17 protein-coding genes are annotated in these 17,665 nt (G+C 40.4%); 15 read left to right on the top strand and 2 right to left on the bottom strand.

From position 1 onward, the window contains the following. The first annotated feature begins 52 nt into the window (after positions 1-52). The 4 genes from pnuC to ACIQ2D_RS02125 all read left to right on the top strand — a co-directional run bounded on the left by pnuC (position 53) and on the right by ACIQ2D_RS02125 (position 3,592). On the top strand, positions 53-754 hold the full coding sequence (pnuC, locus tag ACIQ2D_RS02140; RefSeq protein WP_402858664.1) for a nicotinamide riboside transporter PnuC: 702 nt from the start codon (positions 53-55) through the stop codon (positions 752-754). Positions 755-1,110: 356 nt separating this feature from the next. Then, on the top strand, positions 1,111-1,482 hold the full coding sequence (locus tag ACIQ2D_RS02135) for a 2-oxoglutarate ferredoxin oxidoreductase subunit beta (protein ID WP_402858661.1): 372 nt from the start codon (positions 1,111-1,113) through the stop codon (positions 1,480-1,482). Positions 1,483-1,610: 128 nt separating this feature from the next. After that, positions 1,611-3,158 carry a tRNA (N6-isopentenyl adenosine(37)-C2)-methylthiotransferase MiaB gene (gene miaB / locus ACIQ2D_RS02130; RefSeq protein ID WP_402858658.1) on the top strand — a complete coding sequence of 516 codons (1,548 nt, stop codon included), beginning with the start codon at positions 1,611-1,613 and terminating at the stop codon, positions 3,156-3,158. After that, the gene (locus ACIQ2D_RS02125) at positions 3,155-3,592 is read left to right on the top strand and encodes a YlbF/YmcA family competence regulator (RefSeq protein WP_402858655.1); all 438 of its coding nucleotides are present in this window, start codon (positions 3,155-3,157) and stop codon (positions 3,590-3,592) included. The genes miaB and ACIQ2D_RS02125 overlap by 4 nt, the downstream gene beginning before the upstream one ends. 63 nt (positions 3,593-3,655) lie before the next feature. Here ACIQ2D_RS02125 and ACIQ2D_RS02120 read toward each other — a convergent pair whose 3' ends face one another. Further along, positions 3,656-3,952 carry a hypothetical protein gene (locus ACIQ2D_RS02120; protein WP_402858652.1) on the bottom strand — a complete coding sequence of 99 codons (297 nt, stop codon included), beginning with the start codon at positions 3,950-3,952 and terminating at the stop codon, positions 3,656-3,658. A 97-nt stretch (positions 3,953-4,049) separates the two neighbouring features. On the opposite strand from ACIQ2D_RS02120, the gene cotE reads away from it, so the two are divergent. From cotE to ACIQ2D_RS02075, 9 genes are all read left to right on the top strand, one after another. After that, positions 4,050-4,673, top strand: coding sequence for an outer spore coat protein CotE (cotE, locus tag ACIQ2D_RS02115; protein WP_402858649.1), 624 nt, complete (start codon positions 4,050-4,052; stop codon positions 4,671-4,673). Positions 4,674-4,797: 124 nt separating this feature from the next. After that, positions 4,798-7,386 (top strand): DNA mismatch repair protein MutS, encoded by a 2,589-nt coding sequence (gene mutS / locus ACIQ2D_RS02110; protein WP_402858646.1) that lies wholly within the window; start codon positions 4,798-4,800, stop codon positions 7,384-7,386. Positions 7,387-7,400: 14 nt separating this feature from the next. After that, the gene (gene mutL / locus ACIQ2D_RS02105; protein ID WP_402858643.1) at positions 7,401-9,278 is read left to right on the top strand and encodes a DNA mismatch repair endonuclease MutL; all 1,878 of its coding nucleotides are present in this window, start codon (positions 7,401-7,403) and stop codon (positions 9,276-9,278) included. Positions 9,279-9,334: 56 nt separating this feature from the next. Next, positions 9,335-10,828, top strand: coding sequence for a glycerol kinase GlpK (gene glpK, locus ACIQ2D_RS02100; protein ID WP_402858640.1), 1,494 nt, complete (start codon positions 9,335-9,337; stop codon positions 10,826-10,828). 17 nt (positions 10,829-10,845) lie between these two features. After that, the gene (locus ACIQ2D_RS02095) at positions 10,846-12,483 is read left to right on the top strand and encodes a glycerol-3-phosphate dehydrogenase/oxidase (RefSeq protein WP_402858637.1); all 1,638 of its coding nucleotides are present in this window, start codon (positions 10,846-10,848) and stop codon (positions 12,481-12,483) included. A gap of 13 nt (positions 12,484-12,496) precedes the next feature. Beyond that, positions 12,497-13,411: an alpha/beta fold hydrolase gene (locus ACIQ2D_RS02090; RefSeq protein ID WP_402858634.1), complete on the top strand. Its 915-nt coding sequence runs from the start codon at positions 12,497-12,499 to the stop codon at positions 13,409-13,411. Beyond that, the gene (miaA, locus tag ACIQ2D_RS02085) at positions 13,401-14,285 is read left to right on the top strand and encodes a tRNA (adenosine(37)-N6)-dimethylallyltransferase MiaA (protein WP_402858631.1); all 885 of its coding nucleotides are present in this window, start codon (positions 13,401-13,403) and stop codon (positions 14,283-14,285) included. The genes ACIQ2D_RS02090 and miaA overlap by 11 nt, the downstream gene beginning before the upstream one ends. Before the next feature lie 77 nt (positions 14,286-14,362). Next, positions 14,363-14,584 (top strand): RNA chaperone Hfq, encoded by a 222-nt coding sequence (gene hfq / locus ACIQ2D_RS02080; protein WP_402858628.1) that lies wholly within the window; start codon positions 14,363-14,365, stop codon positions 14,582-14,584. 103 nt (positions 14,585-14,687) lie between these two features. Then, positions 14,688-14,990 carry a rhodanese-like domain-containing protein gene (locus ACIQ2D_RS02075; protein WP_402858625.1) on the top strand — a complete coding sequence of 101 codons (303 nt, stop codon included), beginning with the start codon at positions 14,688-14,690 and terminating at the stop codon, positions 14,988-14,990. A gap of 89 nt (positions 14,991-15,079) precedes the next feature. Here the strand turns inward: ACIQ2D_RS02075 and ACIQ2D_RS02070 are convergent, their stop codons facing one another. Next, on the bottom strand, positions 15,080-15,688 hold the full coding sequence (locus tag ACIQ2D_RS02070) for a trimeric intracellular cation channel family protein (protein WP_402858622.1): 609 nt from the start codon (positions 15,686-15,688) through the stop codon (positions 15,080-15,082). A 145-nt stretch (positions 15,689-15,833) separates the two neighbouring features. On the opposite strand from ACIQ2D_RS02070, the gene ACIQ2D_RS02065 reads away from it, so the two are divergent. Together ACIQ2D_RS02065 and ACIQ2D_RS02060 are read left to right on the top strand one after the other, a co-directional pair. After that, positions 15,834-17,084, top strand: coding sequence for a methionine gamma-lyase family protein (locus ACIQ2D_RS02065; protein WP_402858620.1), 1,251 nt, complete (start codon positions 15,834-15,836; stop codon positions 17,082-17,084). Between the two features lie 158 nt (positions 17,085-17,242). Beyond that, on the top strand, positions 17,243-17,617 hold the full coding sequence (locus ACIQ2D_RS02060; RefSeq protein ID WP_402858617.1) for a MerR family transcriptional regulator: 375 nt from the start codon (positions 17,243-17,245) through the stop codon (positions 17,615-17,617). The last annotated feature ends 48 nt before the right edge of the window (positions 17,618-17,665 follow it).

The following is a 17,665-nucleotide window of genomic DNA, read 5'->3' as shown; positions in this document are numbered from 1 at the left end:
CAAGTGTATTTACAGTTGCTAACATTAAGCTAATTTGAAAGGGGGATTTTGCTTGAAAAGGTTTTTTAGTGAGTGGACGATATTTGAAAAGATTTGGTTAATTGTGTTTACAGCTGTAAATATTTGGTTGTTCTTTGCGTGGGATGATACGACACTTGGACTGATTAGTTCAATAACTGGGATGCTTTGTGTAATTCTAGTGGCGAAAGGGAAAATATCAAACTTCTTCTTCGGGATGATTCAAACGTCTACTTATGCGTATATTTCGTATACATACGGCTTATACGGAGAAGCAATGCTAAACGGCTTGTTCTATTTCCCGATGCAATTTATTGGCTTGTATATGTGGAATAAAAACAAAGCGCAACAAAAGGTTAAAGACGAAGATATTATTATTAAACGTCTGACGAAAAAGGGTTGGGGTATTTTAGGCGTATCAGTCGTTATCGGTGCATTCGTTTATATGGAGCTACTATTTTATTTAAATGCCCAACAAGTACGTATCGATTCGTTTGCAGTTGTCATGAGCGTAGCGGCGCAAATTTTAATGACGTTACGTTTTGCCGAACAGTGGATTATGTGGGTGCTTGTGAATTTGTTGTCGATTGTCTTGTGGATTGTTACACTTACGCAAAGTGGCGGCAATGACTATACCATGCTTGTCATGTGGACAGCGTTCTTAGTGAACTCGATTTATGGTTGGTACAATTGGGAGAAGCTTGCCAAACAATCACAGACACTGGAGAAAGAGTAAGACTGCTATAATTGAAGGTACTGAAAAACTAATGTTTTTATTATCGTAAATCTTTTTTAGATAACAATAAGGTACTTCTTGATCAATTTTGAACAGGAAGTGCATTATTTCTTTTTTATACTCAATATTTTCCTTTTCAGAGTAAATTACGTATAATTTGCTTGTTTATTTTTTTCAATTAATACTTGTAGATGTATTAGTCAAAATAAACAGGCGAATTATGCGGCGATAAATCATCGAATAATTCACAATGTGAACCGATATGGACTTTTTTGAGTGCTCTCCTAAAGTTATCAGTCTTTTTTTGTGTAGAGAATTGAACAGAGTGCTACAATAAAAAGAAAAAAGAAGAGGCGATGCACGTGGATAACGTCATTGATTTTATTGCGAAAAAGAAGGAACGAGAAGCGCTTAAACGTGAGAAAGAGTTAGAGCATTACGTAGCGTTGCATTGTACGATGGACCAACCGGAAAATATCGATGCACTTGTTGCTAGTAAAGAACTAGAAGTAAAGGATCATACATTGTTTTTAGGTTTTTTATCGATTTTAAAGGACGAGCAAATTGAACCGGTCAATATTTTTCAAGATGTCTTTACGTTAGAGCCAGTGCATTTTGAAACTGCCTACAATATGAAGTGGTGGTCTGTCGTGCAGCTTGCCTTTACGTTTTTATCGATTTTAAAAGAGAATGAGCCTCATACATATCATGAATTTCTAGGGTTATAGCTCAGTCAATATGTCGAATAACGTACATTTCACGTTCTTTTGTTGTTCTTCTACATTGTCATTCGTTATAATAGTAAAATGGGAATTCGAATGCACGGATTTCGTTTGAAAGGAGTCACTTGATTGCAATGAATGAAGAACAACGATTAGCCAGTCAACAAGTCAATCAACCTAAAACTGAAAATAAACCTGATAAGGATTATAGTAAATATTTTGAGAAGGTGTTTACCGCGCCTTCATTAAAAGATGCGAAAAAACGTGGGAAAGAAGAAATCAAGTACCATAAAGATTTTGACATTGCTGAGGAATTTGCAGGAATGGGCGAAGGACGCACTTTCTATATCCGTACATACGGCTGCCAAATGAACGAACATGATACAGAAGTAATGGCTGGGATTTTCATGCAGCTTGGTTATACTTCTACGGATATCATTGAAGAAGCAGATATTGTACTATTAAATACTTGTGCGATTCGTGAAAATGCCGAAAATAAAGTATTTGGGGAGCTCGGCTTCCTTTTAAAATACAAACGTAAAAACCCAGAGATGCTAATTGGCGTTTGTGGTTGTATGTCACAAGAAGAATCTGTTGTGAACAAGATTTTAAAAACGTATCCACACGTCGATATGGTGTTTGGTACACATAATATTCACCGCTTGCCAAACATTTTAAAAGAGGCATATATGTCTAAAGAAATGGTTATTGAAGTTTGGTCGAAAGAGGGTGACGTGATTGAAAACTTACCAAAATCACGTAACGGTTCGATTAAAGCTTGGGTGAACATTATGTACGGTTGCGATAAGTTCTGCACGTACTGTATCGTTCCATATACACGTGGCAAAGAGCGTAGTCGACGTCCTGAGGAAATTATTCAAGAAGTACGTGAGCTAGCAGCAGCTGGCTATAAAGAAATTATGTTGCTAGGGCAAAATGTAAACGCCTACGGAAAAGATTTCGAGGATATAAACTACCGACTGGGCGACCTAATGGATGAATTGCGAAAAATTGATATTCCGCGTATTCGCTTTACAACAAGCCATCCACGTGACTTCGACGATCACTTAATCGAAGTACTTGCTAAAGGTGGCAACCTTGTTGAGCATATTCACTTGCCTGTACAATCCGGTTCAAATGAAGTGTTGAAAATTATGGCACGCAAATATACACGTGAGCATTTCTTAGGGCTTGTCGATAAAATCAAAGCGGCAATTCCAAATGTGACACTGACGACAGATATTATCGTCGGCTATCCAAATGAAACTGAAGAACAATTTGAAGAAACATTGTCTTTATACCGTGAAGTTGGCTTTGATATGGCATTCACTTATATTTATTCACCTCGTGAAGGTACACCGGCTGCAAAAATGGTCGATAATGTACCAGATGATGTGAAGAAAGAACGACTACATCGTTTGAATGCGGTCGTACAAGAGTATTCTAGAAAAGCTTTAGCAGGGCTTGAGGGTGAGATTGTGGAAGTGTTAGTCGAAGGGACAAGTAAGCGTCGTGATGACGTGCTTGCAGGCTACACACGTAAAAATCGTCTTGTGAACTTCCAAGCACCAAAAGAATTAATTGGTCAGCTAGTGAAAGTAAAAGTAGTAGAGGCCACTTCGTATTCATTACGTGGTGAATTCATAGAAGTAGTAAAAAATGAAAAGGTGGAAACAAAATGACACAAGTACTATTTACAAAAGACGATTTAATCAAGAAATCACATGAAATTGCACACATGATCGCCAACACACCAGAAGTAGAGTTTTTCAAAAAAGCAGAAGCTCAAATTAACGAAAATCAATTAGTACGTGAGCGTATTGCAAGCCTGAAGAGCTTACAAAAACAAGCAGTAAACTTCCAACACTTAGGTAAAGAAAAAGCACTTAAAATGATTGAAAGTAAGATTGAGAAAATTGAAGAAGAAATTAATTCAATTCCAGTCGTACAACAATTTAAAGAATCTCAAGTTGATGTAAACCACTTATTACAATTAGTATCAAATACAATTGCAAATAACGTAACAAACGAAATCGTACGCTCTACTGGTGGCGATTTACTACGTGGTGAAACTGGCTCACAAGTAGCAAACTCACAACCTGGAAGCTGCTCATAATATAAAACTGCTCGCACATTTGTGTGAGCAGTTTTCACTTTGTTGAATAACAATTACGTCAATCTATTCTTTGTGAACAAATATGAGAGTTTGTTCAAGGAACCAGTTGATTTCCGTTCCAGGCGGACGCGTTTCAGGTGGAGAACCTTGAGTCACTTGGGGCAACTGGGTGTTGGTCATGAAGGCGTGTGCTGCTGTCGCTTCGCTTTCGCGCAGATAAATTGTCACAGGACGTGACGTTTTTATCCTTCGTTCACCTTGCTCCTGCAGGGTCCCGGTTGCTCGCTGATCCCCTAGGAGTCGCCGCCTGTAACGAAGCTCAACTAGAATTTTCTTTTCAACAGTTTTTTCGCATTTCATTTAAAGTTCTCCAAAACTTTTACACATCTTAATTTAAAGCATTCTTTTACTGGAACTAAATACGTTCACCCAATAGGCGCCTCTTGCATATGATGGAATGAGACAAAGCGAAGGAGGAATTGCGCTGAAACGTTTACGACAGATCGTGACGAAAGCCGTAGTTGCCAAAGGGAAAAAACGGACAGAAGAGTCAGTAACTTTATGTCCAACAAATAAACCAACAAGTATTCTTGGATGCTGGGTGATCAATCATACTTGTTCTGCGAAAAAAGTTGGTAAGTTTGTAGAAGTGTCGGGGAAATTTGATGTCAATGTGTGGTATGCCTATAGTAATCATTCGAAAACAGCGGTGTTTTCGGAAACAGTGCACTATAAAGATAAAGTAAAATTACATTTTAGAGATGATGAAGTAACTGTAGGCGATGATGTGCATGTACGTGTACTACAAGAGCCGAACTGTATGGAAGCTGTCATCTCACCATGTGGTACGAAATTTGAGATTGTAGTAGAACGTGAAATCTTAGTTGAAGTAATGGGTGAAACAACAATTTGTATTAGCGTACATCCATTAGATTTTGAAGAGGAATGGCATTTTAATGATGAAAGTTCATCTTCATCAAGCTCAAGTTCAAGCTCTAGTTCAAGTTCAAGCTCAAGCTCTAGCTCGGATGGGAAATTCGTCCTAGAATCTTCGTCATTTCCAGATGGACGATCAAGATAATAAACAGAATATAATTTTTTGATACATGCGAAATGCTTGCATCTTTACGAAAGATGAAAAAGGCGTTTCGCATGTATCTTTTGTTATAATAAAATTAACTAAGGCAAGAGCGAGGGAATAAAGAATGACAACATACACACCAATGATGCAACAATATTTGCAGGTAAAAGAAGATTACAAGGATGCCTTTTTGTTTTTTAGACTAGGCGACTTTTATGAAATGTTTTTTGAGGATGCGATTAATGCCTCTCAAATCTTAGAAATTACGTTAACAAGCCGTGATGCTGGCGCGAAAGAACGCATTCCGATGTGTGGCGTACCGCATCATTCAGCGAAAAATTATATTGAAACACTTGTGCAAAAAGGCTACAAAGTCGCAATTTGTGAGCAAACGGAAGATCCGAAGCAAGCAAAAGGCGTAGTACGACGTGAAGTAGTACAACTTATTACACCAGGTACGATTATGGAGGGCAAGGCTCTTGACGGTAAAACAAATCACTTTATCGGAGCGGTGGAACAGCTAGATGGCAAAACATTTGGTTATGCCTACCTAGATTTGTCTACTGGTGAGGCGGTTGCTTCTTCGATTGATGGGGACGAGAAGGCGCTACTGATGCAAATGCAGGCTTATGGAATTCGCGAGCTTGTTGTAACGGAAGAATTACAACAGTTGTTAGCTGAACATGCAATGAATTTAGGCATTGTTTTGTCTGTAGAAGCGGATGTAATGGCAATGGACAAGGTAGCAGCGTATTTAGAAGCTGTGCCGTCAAACATACAAAATGCATGCCGTCGATTACTTGCGTATATTGACAGAACACAAATGCGTTCACTATCGCATATTCAGGCATTTTCGTTCAATGAAATGAAAAATTATTTACGCATTGATTCAAGTTCAAAACGAAATTTAGAGCTCATTCAATCGATTCGTGGTGGCGATCAAAAAGGAACGCTACTGTGGTTATTAGATGATACGGTAACTGCTATGGGTGGGCGTAAACTAAAGCAATGGCTTCATCAACCACTTGCATCGCGCAAGGCGATTGAAGAGAGACTTGAGATTGTAACGGATTTATTGGAAGAATATTTTGTTCGTACAGAATTACAAACTTCTCTTAAACAAGTATATGATTTAGAACGCTTAGCGGGTCGTGTGGCATTTGGGAATGTTGGTGGGCGAGATCTAGCGCAACTTCGTGATTCACTTCGTCAAGTACCGATTATTCAGCATCAATTAGTAAATTCCAGTAAAGAAACGTTACAAAAGCTAGGGACTGCACTCGATATTTGTGCAGATGTAGAGGCACTTTTAGCCAATGCAATTACAGACAATCCACCGATTACGATTAAAGAGGGTAATGTCATTCGTGACGGCTACAATGCACGTTTAGACGAGCTTCGTTATGCGTCTCGTAACGGCAAGGACTGGATTGCACAACTGGAGCAAGAGGAACGTGTGAAAACGGGCATTAAAAATCTAAAGATTGGCTATAACCGTATTTTTGGTTATTATATTGAAATTACAAAATCTAATATTCATTTAGCAGATTTAACGCGTTATGAACGCAAACAAACACTGGCTAATGCTGAGCGCTACATCACGCAGGAATTAAAGGAAAAAGAAGCACTCATTTTGAATGCTGAAGAAGAAAGCTTAACATTAGAGTATGACTTATTCGTAGAAATTCGTGAAGAGTTGAAGGCGTATATTCCACGTGTACAAGCACTGGCAGCAAGTATTAGTGAACTGGATGTATTACTCAGCTTTGCGAGTGTATCTGAGAAGTATCGCTTTACAAAACCGGAATTCCATACTGGCCGTGCACTAAAAATAACAGAAGGTCGTCACCCGGTTGTCGAAAAAATGCTCAATAAGCAAATGTACGTTCCGAATGACTGTGTCCTTGAAGAAGATCGTAATATGATGCTTATTACTGGACCTAACATGTCCGGTAAAAGTACGTATATGCGTCAAGTTGCACTTATTGTAGTGATGGCACAAATGGGTTGCTATGTACCGGCTGAAAAAGCGGTACTGCCAATCACAGACCAAATTTTCACACGTATCGGAGCTGCAGATGATTTAGCGGCAGGACAGTCGACATTTATGGTGGAGATGTTGGAATCACAGCATGCAATTGCCAATGCAACGCAAAATAGTTTATTATTGTTCGATGAAATTGGGCGTGGAACTTCTACGTATGATGGCATGAGCCTTGCACAATCAATGATGGAATATATTCATGATAAAATTGGCGCAAACACTCTTTTTTCAACGCACTATCATGAATTAACAGCGCTTGAAAATGATCTAACACGCCTACAAAATGTCCATGTCTCTGCAACAGAAAAAAATGGCGCAGTCGTATTTTTACACAAAGTGAAAAAAGGTGCGGCGGATAAATCTTACGGGATTCATGTGGCACAGCTTGCACAATTACCAGAGGAGATTTTAGAACGTGCACGTGTACTGCTAGCAAACTTCGAAGCAGGAAAAGAAGCACCGGCTATAGCTCCTGCACCACAAGTTGTAGAAGAACAACCATTACAGATGAGCTTCTTTGTAGAGGAAGAGCTGAAGCCAACTGTATCTGCTGCTGAACAAGATGTATTAGATAACTTGGAGAAAGTCAATATTATGGGCACATCTCCAATGCAGGCTATGAATATTTTATATGAGTTACAGCAGCAATTATTAAATACGAAAAAATAGAGGAGTGAAGCGCCATGGGAAAAATTCAAATTATGGACGAATGGCTGTCCAATAAAATTGCGGCAGGGGAAGTGGTTGAAAGACCAGCTTCTGTTGTTAAAGAACTTGTCGAAAATGCCATTGATGCAGGCAGTACGTCCATTGATGTTTTTCTGCTAGAAGCGGGGCTCACTTCGATTCAAGTCATTGATAATGGAAGTGGAATGGATGAGGAGGATGCACTCATTTCCTTCTCGCGCCATGCCACAAGTAAAATTCATCAGGAACATGATTTATTCCGTATTCGTACGCTTGGTTTCCGTGGTGAGGCACTAGCGTCGATTGCGTCCGTATCCAAAATGACGCTGATTACCTCAAATGGCGAGTCAGGGACTTATTTAGAGCTTGAAGGCGGGCACGTGGTCTCACAAAAGCCAGGACCACTTCGCAAAGGTACGGATATTACAATAGCACAATTATTTTTCAATACACCCGCACGTTTAAAATATATGAAAACAATTCAAACAGAGCTTGGACATACAATCGACCTTATGAATCGTCTTGCACTCGGTAATCCGCATATTGCATTTAGATTACTTCATAATGGGCAGCAACTATTGCATACGAATGGACGAGGAGATGTCCAGCAGGTGTTAGCAGCAATTTACGGTGTGCATAATGCGAAGAAGATGGTTCCATTTTCTGGTGAGTCACATGATTATAAAGTATCTGGTTACGTTTCGTTACCAGAAGTGACACGTGCTTCGAAAAACTATATGTCGTTGTTTGTTAATGGACGATGGGTTAAGCATTATCTAGTGCAAAAGGCGATTGTCGATGCGTATCATACGTATTTACCGATTGAGCGTTTCCCTGTGGTCGCGCTTTACATTGAAGGAGATCCGTATTTAACGGACGTCAATGTCCATCCAGCGAAGCACCAAATTCGACTGAGTAAAGAGCCAGAGTTATTGAAGCTAGTAGAGGAAACGATTCGAGAGACGATTCGTGGTGTCATACGAGTGCCACAAATGGAGAAGAAGGAAAAGGTTATCAAAGCCGAAACCGAGCAACTCAACATTTGGAAACCTGCACCAAAGCTCGATGTTGGTAAAATGAATGCCATCGTAGAGAAATTATATGATGTGCAAACTGTGCAGGAGTCGAACACGCTACAAGTAGAAACACCTAAAGCGACAGCAATTGAAGAGAATTGGCATACGGTGCCAGAAGTGTCGACTAATAGAATAGAAGAATCTCCTGTAAAACCTAAAGAGTTACTGCAAACTGAACCACATGAAGAAACACAAGAAGTACCGGAAAAAGAGCCGTTTCCTGCACTTGAAGTAGTCGGGCAAATTCATGGTACGTACATTGTGGCGCAAATGGAGGACGGCTTTTATTTAATCGACCAACACGCAGCGCAAGAGCGTATTAAATACGAGTTTTTCCGCGAAAAAGTTGGGCAAGTAGATCCAAATGAGCGTCAAGCATTACTATTGCCACTAACGTTCCATTATGCCGCAGATGAAGCCCTCATTTTAAGAGAGAATAAGCATGAGCTTGAAGCAGTAGGTGTTTTCTTAGAGGAGTTTGGACAGTCGTCGTTTGTTGTGCGCGAGCATCCCAGCTGGTTCCCAAAAGGTGAGGAACAAGAGATTATTGAGGATTTAATAGAGCAAGTGCTGACGACGAAAAAAGCTGATGTGAAAAAATTACGTGAAGATGCGGCTATTATGATGAGCTGTAAAAAGTCGATTAAGGCCAATCACTATTTAACAAAAGAGCAGATGGACGTGCTATTAAGTGACTTGCGTAAGGCAGATAATCCGTTTACCTGCCCGCATGGTCGTCCGGTATTAATCCATTTCACGACGTATGAAGTGGAAAAAATGTTTAAGCGAGTAATGTAGAGAGAAGCGCCCTCGAGCGTGAATATATAGATAGAAATATTGAAGGGGGTAACTGGATGGGTGAATTTATATTAGCACTCGATCAAGGAACGACGAGTTCACGTGCAATTTTGTTTAATAAAAAGGGTGAAATTGTCCATGAAGCACAAAAGGAATTTCAGCAGTTTTTCCCGAAGGCTGGCTGGGTTGAACATGATGCCACAGAAATTTGGGGTTCAATACTTGCGGTAATCGCTACGGTAATGACAGAAAGTGAACATGAAGCGAGCGAGGTACACGCCATTGGTATTACCAATCAGCGTGAAACAACGGTTGTGTGGGATAAAAATACTGGGCAACCTATTTACAATGCGATTGTTTGGCAGTCACGTCAAACGCAGGATATTGTCAATGATTTAAAGGAGCGAGGGCTTGAGAAAACATTCCAGCAAAAAACAGGTCTACGTCTTGATGCTTATTTCTCCGCAACAAAAATAAAATGGATTTTAGATAATGTTGAAGGTGCCCGTGAAAAGGCTGAAAATGGAGAATTATTATTTGGCACGATTGATTCGTGGATTGTGTGGCGATTATCTAAAGGAAAGGCTCACGTTACGGATTACTCCAATGCAGCTAGGACACTTATTTATAATATCCATGACTTGAAGTGGGACGAAGAGCTATGTGCTATTTTAGATATTCCAATGTCTTTGCTACCTGAGGTGAAAAACTCGTCGGAGATTTATACGACTACAGCGAAGAGTATTTTCTTTGGTGAAGAAATACCGATTGCTGGGATTGCCGGTGACCAACAAGCTGCGCTATTCGGTCAAACCTGCTTTGATAAAGGGATGGCAAAAAATACGTACGGCACTGGTTGCTTTATGCTCCTCAATACAGGTGAAGAGGCGGTTCAGTCTGAAAATGGCTTACTCACAACAATTGCATGGGGTCTAGATGGGAAGGTAACGTATGCATTAGAAGGTAGCGTTTTTGTCGCTGGTTCAGCCGTACAGTGGTTACGTGATGGACTTCGTATGATAAAGACTGCAGCTGACTCTGAAAGTTACGCGGAAAAGGTTGTAGATACAGACGGTGTCTATGTTGTGCCGGCGTTTGTTGGCTTAGGAACACCATATTGGGATACAGATGCGAGAGGGGCTATTTTTGGCTTAACACGCGGTACATCAAAAGAACATTTCATCCGTGCAACACTCGAATCATTAGCGTATCAAACGAAAGATGTACTTAATGCAATGGAAGAAGCAGTTGGTGCACCGATACATGTTTTACGAGTAGATGGTGGAGCAGTGGCTAACGGTCTTTTAATGCAATTTCAAAGTGATATGTTGCAACTGGAAGTGGAGCTTGCCAAACTGAACGAGTCCACTGCGCTTGGTGCAGCATTTTTAGCAGGGATAGCAACGGGCTTTTGGCAAGATGAAGATGAACTCTCTGGACTTTGGGAGAGCGGTAAAACATATTCACCAAAAATAGATATTAGTCGGGCACAGACACTTTACACAGGATGGCAAAAGGCAGTGGAAGCAACACGCATTTTCAAATCGTAATTTATGGGGGAAATCATATGTTTTCATTTAAGCATCGTCCTAAAATAATAGATTATCTTGAACAATATAGTTTTGATGTGTTAGTAATTGGAGGGGGCATTACGGGTGCTGGTATTGCACTCGATGCTGCTTCGCGTGGTCTTTCGGTAGCACTTGTCGAAATGCAAGATTTTGCTGCCGGTACTTCTAGTCGCTCAACAAAATTGATACATGGTGGTTTGCGATATTTAAAGCAGTTTGAAGTTGGGGTTGTAGCAGAGGTTGGTCGTGAACGAGAAATTGTGTTTGATAATGCTGTTCATGTGACGACACCTGAAAAAATGTTGTTGCCACTTTATAAAAAAGGCTCACTTAGCCCATTCACTACATCTTTAGCGTTAAAAGTTTACGATCGTTTGGCTGGTGTGAAGAAACAAGAACGCCGTACGATGCTGAGTGTGAAGGAAACGCTGGAACTTGAGCCATTGTTAGAGCAAGATGGGCTAGTAGGTGGCGGCTATTATGTAGAATATCGTACGGATGACGCACGCTTAACAATTGAGGTGCTCAAAAAAGCAGTAGAGTACGGTGCACTTTGCTTAAACTATGCTGAAGTAACAGAATTTCTGTACGACAAGAAAAAAGTAGTGGGCGCAAAAGTTGTAGACACGCTCACTGGTCAATCGATTGATGTACATGCCGCGCAAATTGTTAATGCCACAGGACCTTGGGTAGATGATGTGCGTCATAAAGATCAAGTGTCGAATAAGAAGCAACTTCGCCTAACAAAAGGTGTGCATATTGTCCTCGACCAAAAGCATTTCCCATTACAGCAGTCTGTGTATTTTGATATTCCAGATGGTCGGATGGCGTTTGCGATTCCACGAGAAGGTAAAGCCTATATCGGGACAACAGATACAGTGTATGAGGGTAATCCAAAGCATCCAGTTGCTACGAAGGAAGATGTCGAATATTTAATCGCAGCGGCAAAATCCGTGTTCCCAAGCGCGGATATTACAACTGAGACGATTGAATCTTCTTGGGCAGGAGTACGCCCCCTTATTTATGAAAAAGGTAAAGATCCTTCAGAAATTTCACGTAAAGATGAAGTGTGGATTGCACCAAGTGGACTGATGAGTATTGCAGGCGGTAAATTAACCGGCTATCGTCAAATGGCAGAAACAGTTGTCGATAAAATTTTGGCTACACATAAATTTAAACATGCAGCTAAGTGCTCGACACGTGAAATGTCACTATCTGGTGCGAGGGGCATTAACGCCCTCAATTTTCCAGACTATATTAGCTATAAAGCCAAAGAAGGTGTGCAGTATGGCTTGACTTATGATGAAGCCAAGCAACTTGTACAAAAGTACGGTACTAATGTGGATGCATTATTTGATCAAGTGAAATATTTGCATGCACATGGGAGCACGATGCCACTTGCTTTACATGCGATGTTGTTGTACGGCATGGAAGCAGAAATGGTGTATACGCCAAGTGATTTCTTCATTCGACGAACAGGATTATTGTATTTTGATATAGAAGCCGTGAAGTGTTATAAACAGCAAGTATTAAACGTGATGCAACAGCATCTTGGTTATACAGAAAAGCAACGAGTGGAATACTTGGCACAGCTAGATGAAGCCATTGAAGAAGCAACGAATTTTGCAAACTAGAGGAGGAAATCAGGTGGAGCAACTACTGCAAATGTCGGATGGACATGTGATATTTACAAATCAGTTTGATCCTGTCGGGATGTGTATTGGGCATATTCATATTTTACATGGCATGGCGGAGCATAGTGGGCGCTATGAGAAATTTGCTCGTGAGCTGAGTGCTGTCGGCTATGTTGTGACGATGCACGATCACAGGGGGCATGGTAAAACTGCACTGCGCAATGGCAAGCTAGGTTTTTTCGCAGAGCAGGATGGCTTTGCTCGTGTTGTAGAAGATGTGCATGAAATTGTGAGCAGGATGCATGCGCCATATACGGATGTACCGCTGATTTTGTTTGGTCATAGTATGGGATCATTCATTACGAGACGATATATTCAATTGTATGGTGAGACGGTGGATCGTGTTATTTTATGTGGCGCTGGGGCTGTTTCGACTTTACATAAAGTTGGTCATTATGTGGCACTTGCCTTAGCGAAGCAATATGGGAAAGATGTAGAGAGCCCGCTATTAAACGAATTAAGTTTCGGTAGCTTCAATAAGCAATTCCTTTCGCCTAAAACGGCATATGATTGGCTGTGTTCTGTAGATTCTGAGGTGCAAAAGTATATCGATGATCCATATTGCGGTTTTATACCGACAAATCAGTTTTTTGCCGACTTGACAGAAGGATTTATGGTGCTGAATCGAAAAAAAGAGATTGAAAAAATTAAGAAAAACTTACCGATTTTAATGATTAGTGGCAGTATGGACCCTGTTGGAGAGCAAGGTGCTGGTGTATACCGTGTGGCTAAGCAATATCATGCAGCTGGGTTAGAAGATGTTACAGTTTATTTGTTTGAAGACAAGAGACATGAAATTTTAAACGAAGATAATCGACAAGCGGTTTATCAAGTTATATTACGGTGGTTAAATAAATATGATACATGACAAAATAACACAAGCCGAAGTTGTAGCGATAGTTGGTCCTACAGCTTCCGGCAAAACTGCACTTAGCATTGAGTTAGCCAAACAGTATAATGGTGAAATTATTAATGGGGATTCAATGCAGATTTACAAAGGTTTGGATATTGGTACTGCCAAAATAACGGAAGAAGAGATGGAAGGTGTGCCGCACCATTTACTTAGTTTCCTAGAGCCGACAGATTCATTTTCTGTTGCAGACTATCAAAAACTAGTGCGGGCAAAAATAAAAGAAATTCAATCGCATGGGAAATTACCAATCCTTGTAGGTGGCACTGGTCTTTACGTACAAGCTGTTTTATATGATTTTCAATTTACGGATGAACAAGTAGACGAGGAGGCACGTAAAGCCTACTATGCAGAGCTTGAGAAATTGGGACCGGAGGCGATGCATGCAAAACTCGCATCACTTGATCCGAAAACAGCAGAGACGATACATCCAAATAATACGCGTCGTGTTATTCGAGCTTTAGAAATGATCGAATTGAGTGGAGTTTCAAAAGCATCTGAGGCTCAAAATCGTGGAGAGATTCCGCTTTATCAACATTTGATCATCGGACTTGGACAAAATATAGATCGCGAAGAATTATATGATCGCATTAACCGACGAGTAGATATTATGATGGAAAAAGGGCTATTGGAAGAGGTAAAGGGTTTATGGCAGCAAAATATCCGTGGAGTCCAGGCCATTCAGGCGATCGGCTACAAGGAATTGTACGAGTATTTAGATGGTAAATGTTCTCTTGAAGAGGCAATAGAAAACCTTAAGCAAAACTCACGTCGTTATGCTAAGCGTCAGCTTACCTATTTCCGCAATAAAATGGACGTACAATTTTTATAAAAATTTAATTGCTAATTTGGTAATTTATGCTAGTATAGGGTGGATATCTAGAAAGATAGGTCGAGGAGGAGCATTCAATGAAAACTATTAATTTGCAAGATACGTTTTTAAATCAGTTACGTAAAAACAATATTTTTGTTACAGTATTCCTTTTAAATGGATTCCAGCTAAAAGGGAATGTGAAATCCTATGATAACTTCACCGTACTGCTTGTAGATGCTGATGGTAAACAACATCTTATTTACAAACATGCCATTTCAACTTTTGCTCCAACAAAGCCAGTTGAGCTAACGGAATAAGTTACGCCTAAGCTTTAAATTTTACGGCTAGTGTTCTACACTAGCCGTTTTTTTTTGTTCACGTTATAATAGGGCGAGATGGAAATATTGGAGGAATATACACATGAAATCAATGGAAGTACCAGCACTATTAGATTTACTAGATACAAACGAAGATTTATACATTATTGACGTGCGCGAAGATGATGAAGTGGCACAGGGCATGATCCCAGGTGCTAAACATATCGCACTTGGCACAATCCCAGATCGCTTAGAAGAATTAGATGCATCAAAGCCATACATCGTAGTATGTAAAGCGGGCGGACGCTCTGCCAATGCATGTGCTATCTTAGAAGCTCAAGGCTTTGACGTAACAAACCTTGAAGGCGGCATGCTTGCTTATGATGGCGAGTTAGAATTTAAATAATTATTTTAGAGCCCTCGCGTTGTGCGGGGGCATTTTTGTTTGTAAGGAGATGCCTGTATATTTGCGAGTTTATAAGACGATGTATGATATTAGCTATCTTGATTTAATTTTCGTAAAGGTAAGCGCCATTTGTAAGTGAATGATAAGATACGTAGCGCTGTAATGATAGCAAATAATACATATAAAAAGATATCGCCTGATAATAATTCGAGTCCAATGACTAGTCCTGCAATGGCTGCCCAAACACCGTAAATTTCATCACGAAGGACAAGAGGCTTTCGTCCTGCTAATAAATCGCGTACAATTCCCCCGCCTGAGCCTGTCAATACTGCTGCTACGATAACTGCACTAAGCGGCATATCGAGCTTTACTGCATATAGTGCACCTTGTATTGCGAAAGCCGAAAGTCCAATAGCATCGGTAAAATTGCCCCACCGATGCCAATGCTGAATGAGTCGATGTGGGAATAAGAAAAACAGCGTAACGGCAGCAATAGCAATTTGGAACATCATATCCTGTCCCCACAACGTTGTCACGGGTAGTCCAATCAGCAAATTCCGAATGGCCCCTCCACCGAAAGCGGTTACAATACCAAGTATGTAAACACCAAATAAATCGTATTCTTCTTCCATCGCAATTATTGCCCCGGAAATAGCGAAGGCAATTGTACCAATGATGCTAAAAAACTCCCAAGCCATTACATCCACCCCTATTTGAGAATAATAATGCATAAGTATGCATTTAGATTAGCGCATCTAGCAAACAGAAACAATAGCAAGTTTTGCAGGCTCGCCAACAAATTGATAAGATAAGGAGGAACTAATCGAAACGGAGACGAACATAATGACTTTTACAACAAATTTAACAGAAGAAACGTTGGCTCTTGCCGCACAAATAGAAGAGAAGGTACGACTATTTCATGCGGAAGTGGAGGAAATGGCATTTTATAATCAACAAAAAGTACTAGCGGCTTTCAAAAAGCATCAGGTGAGTGATTATCATCTGCACCCATCAAATGGCTATGGCTACGATGACGAGGGGCGTGACAATCTAGAGCGCGTCTATGCAGAAGTTTTCGGAGCGGAGGCGGCAATTGTACGTCCGCAAATTATCTCTGGCACACATGCAATCACACTTAGTCTTTTCGGTGTTTTGCGCCCAGGAGATGAGCTACTGTACATTACAGGGAAGCCGTATGATACACTGCAATCTATTGTCGATGGTGGTGACAAGGATACAGGTTCATTAAAAGATTATAAAATCGGCTATAGTCATGTAGATTTAATCGATAATCAGGAGATTAACTGGGAAGGTGTAGAGGCTGCGATTACGCCGAACACAAAAATGATTGCGATTCAGCGTTCAAAAGGCTATGCAACTCGACCTTCATTCACAATTGCTCAGATAGAAGAAATGTGTGCAAAGATTCGAGCTCTTGCACCTGAGGCGATTATTTTTGTGGACAACTGCTATGGTGAATTTGTTGAGGCACAGGAACCGACAGAAGTTGGAGCTGATTTAATTGCGGGCTCACTTATAAAAAATCCAGGTGGTGGATTAGCGAAAATTGGTGGGTATATTGCAGGTCGTGCAGATTTAGTGGAAAAATGTGCGTATCGTATGACATCACCAGGTATCGGTGCTGAAGCAGGTGCAACCTTAAATACATTGGGCGATTTCTATCAAGGATTCTTCCTAGCACCACATGTTGTGTCACAGGCGTTAAAAGGTGCTATTTTTACATCAGCCATGCTAGAGGAAATTGGTATGAGTACGTCACCAAACTATGCTGCGCACCGGACAGATTTAATCCAATCGGTTTCATTCCAAACAGCGGATCAGATGATTGCATTTTGTCGTGAAATTCAGGCAAATTCTCCGATTAATGCGCACTATGCGCCGGAGCCTGCATACATGCCGGGTTATGAGGATGACGTTATTATGGCAGCGGGTACGTTTATCCAGGGCTCTAGCATTGAGTTAACAGCAGATGGTCCGATTCGTCCGCCATTTACAGCGTTTATTCAAGGCGGATTAACGTACGAACATGTTAAATTTGCAATTTGTAGTGCAGTACAAAAAATAAAAAAATAGGTATGAAAAAACTGTCCGAAGCGTAAATTTGGACAGTTTTTTTCATAGTATTGTCTAACATAAAAAAATTCTGGAAAAAGCATGTTAGGAAACCTTACATCTCCGTTGACAGTGAAATTATTTCGTTGTATGATAAGCGGGTATTGGAGGGGACTTAAATGAGTCGTGAAATTAGACGAAATATGCCGTTATTATCCATGAGTATCGTGATGCAATTGACCGAGCTTTCTGCGCGACAAATTCGTTATTATGAAGAACACCATTTAATTGAGCCGCACCGAACAGAAGGCAATCGTCGTATGTTTTCTTTAAATGACGTTGATATCCTTCTTGAAATTAAAGATTACTTGGAACAGGGAATGAATATAGCGAAAATTAAGAAGATTTTTGCGAAAAAGCAAGATCCTGTTGTAGTTGAAGAAACAAATTTAAGTGACACTGAACTACGTCGTGTTATGCGTGAAGAGATGCGTCAAGCACAGCGCATGCAAAAATCGTCCATCCGACAAGGTGATTTATCTCGATTCTATTAATGTCTAGGTAAAAGTGCCATACCCTCGAGGTCGCTTCAATTCTTTACT

This window comes from Lysinibacillus sp. NPDC097287 (assembly GCF_044761695.1).
Taxonomy (GTDB): Bacteria; Bacillota; Bacilli; order Bacillales_A; family Planococcaceae; genus Lysinibacillus.
This window is presented reverse-complemented; position numbering and strand designations above follow the sequence as displayed.

What these genes read in the sequence shown, in the direction of transcription:
- ACIQ2D_RS02125 (WP_402858655.1), top strand. Translation starts at nt 3,155, where the DNA reads ATGACACAAGTACTATTTACAAAAGACGATTTAATCAAGAAATCACAT.
- mutS (WP_402858646.1), top strand. Translation starts at nt 4,798, where the DNA reads ATGACAACATACACACCAATGATGCAACAATATTTGCAGGTAAAAGAA.
- cotE (WP_402858649.1), top strand. Translation starts at nt 4,050, where the DNA reads ATGAGACAAAGCGAAGGAGGAATTGCGCTGAAACGTTTACGACAGATC.
- ACIQ2D_RS02060 (WP_402858617.1), top strand. Translation starts at nt 17,243, where the DNA reads ATGAGTCGTGAAATTAGACGAAATATGCCGTTATTATCCATGAGTATC.
- miaA (WP_402858631.1), top strand. Translation starts at nt 13,401, where the DNA reads ATGATACATGACAAAATAACACAAGCCGAAGTTGTAGCGATAGTTGGT.
- glpK (WP_402858640.1), top strand. Translation starts at nt 9,335, where the DNA reads ATGGGTGAATTTATATTAGCACTCGATCAAGGAACGACGAGTTCACGT.
- miaB (WP_402858658.1), top strand. Translation starts at nt 1,611, where the DNA reads ATGAATGAAGAACAACGATTAGCCAGTCAACAAGTCAATCAACCTAAA.
- hfq (WP_402858628.1), top strand. Translation starts at nt 14,363, where the DNA reads ATGAAAACTATTAATTTGCAAGATACGTTTTTAAATCAGTTACGTAAA.
- ACIQ2D_RS02075 (WP_402858625.1), top strand. Translation starts at nt 14,688, where the DNA reads ATGAAATCAATGGAAGTACCAGCACTATTAGATTTACTAGATACAAAC.
- mutL (WP_402858643.1), top strand. Translation starts at nt 7,401, where the DNA reads ATGGGAAAAATTCAAATTATGGACGAATGGCTGTCCAATAAAATTGCG.
- ACIQ2D_RS02095 (WP_402858637.1), top strand. Translation starts at nt 10,846, where the DNA reads ATGTTTTCATTTAAGCATCGTCCTAAAATAATAGATTATCTTGAACAA.
- ACIQ2D_RS02135 (WP_402858661.1), top strand. Translation starts at nt 1,111, where the DNA reads ATGCACGTGGATAACGTCATTGATTTTATTGCGAAAAAGAAGGAACGA.
- ACIQ2D_RS02120 (WP_402858652.1), bottom strand. Translation starts at nt 3,952, where the DNA reads ATGAAATGCGAAAAAACTGTTGAAAAGAAAATTCTAGTTGAGCTTCGT.
- ACIQ2D_RS02070 (WP_402858622.1), bottom strand. Translation starts at nt 15,688, where the DNA reads ATGGCTTGGGAGTTTTTTAGCATCATTGGTACAATTGCCTTCGCTATT.
- ACIQ2D_RS02065 (WP_402858620.1), top strand. Translation starts at nt 15,834, where the DNA reads ATGACTTTTACAACAAATTTAACAGAAGAAACGTTGGCTCTTGCCGCA.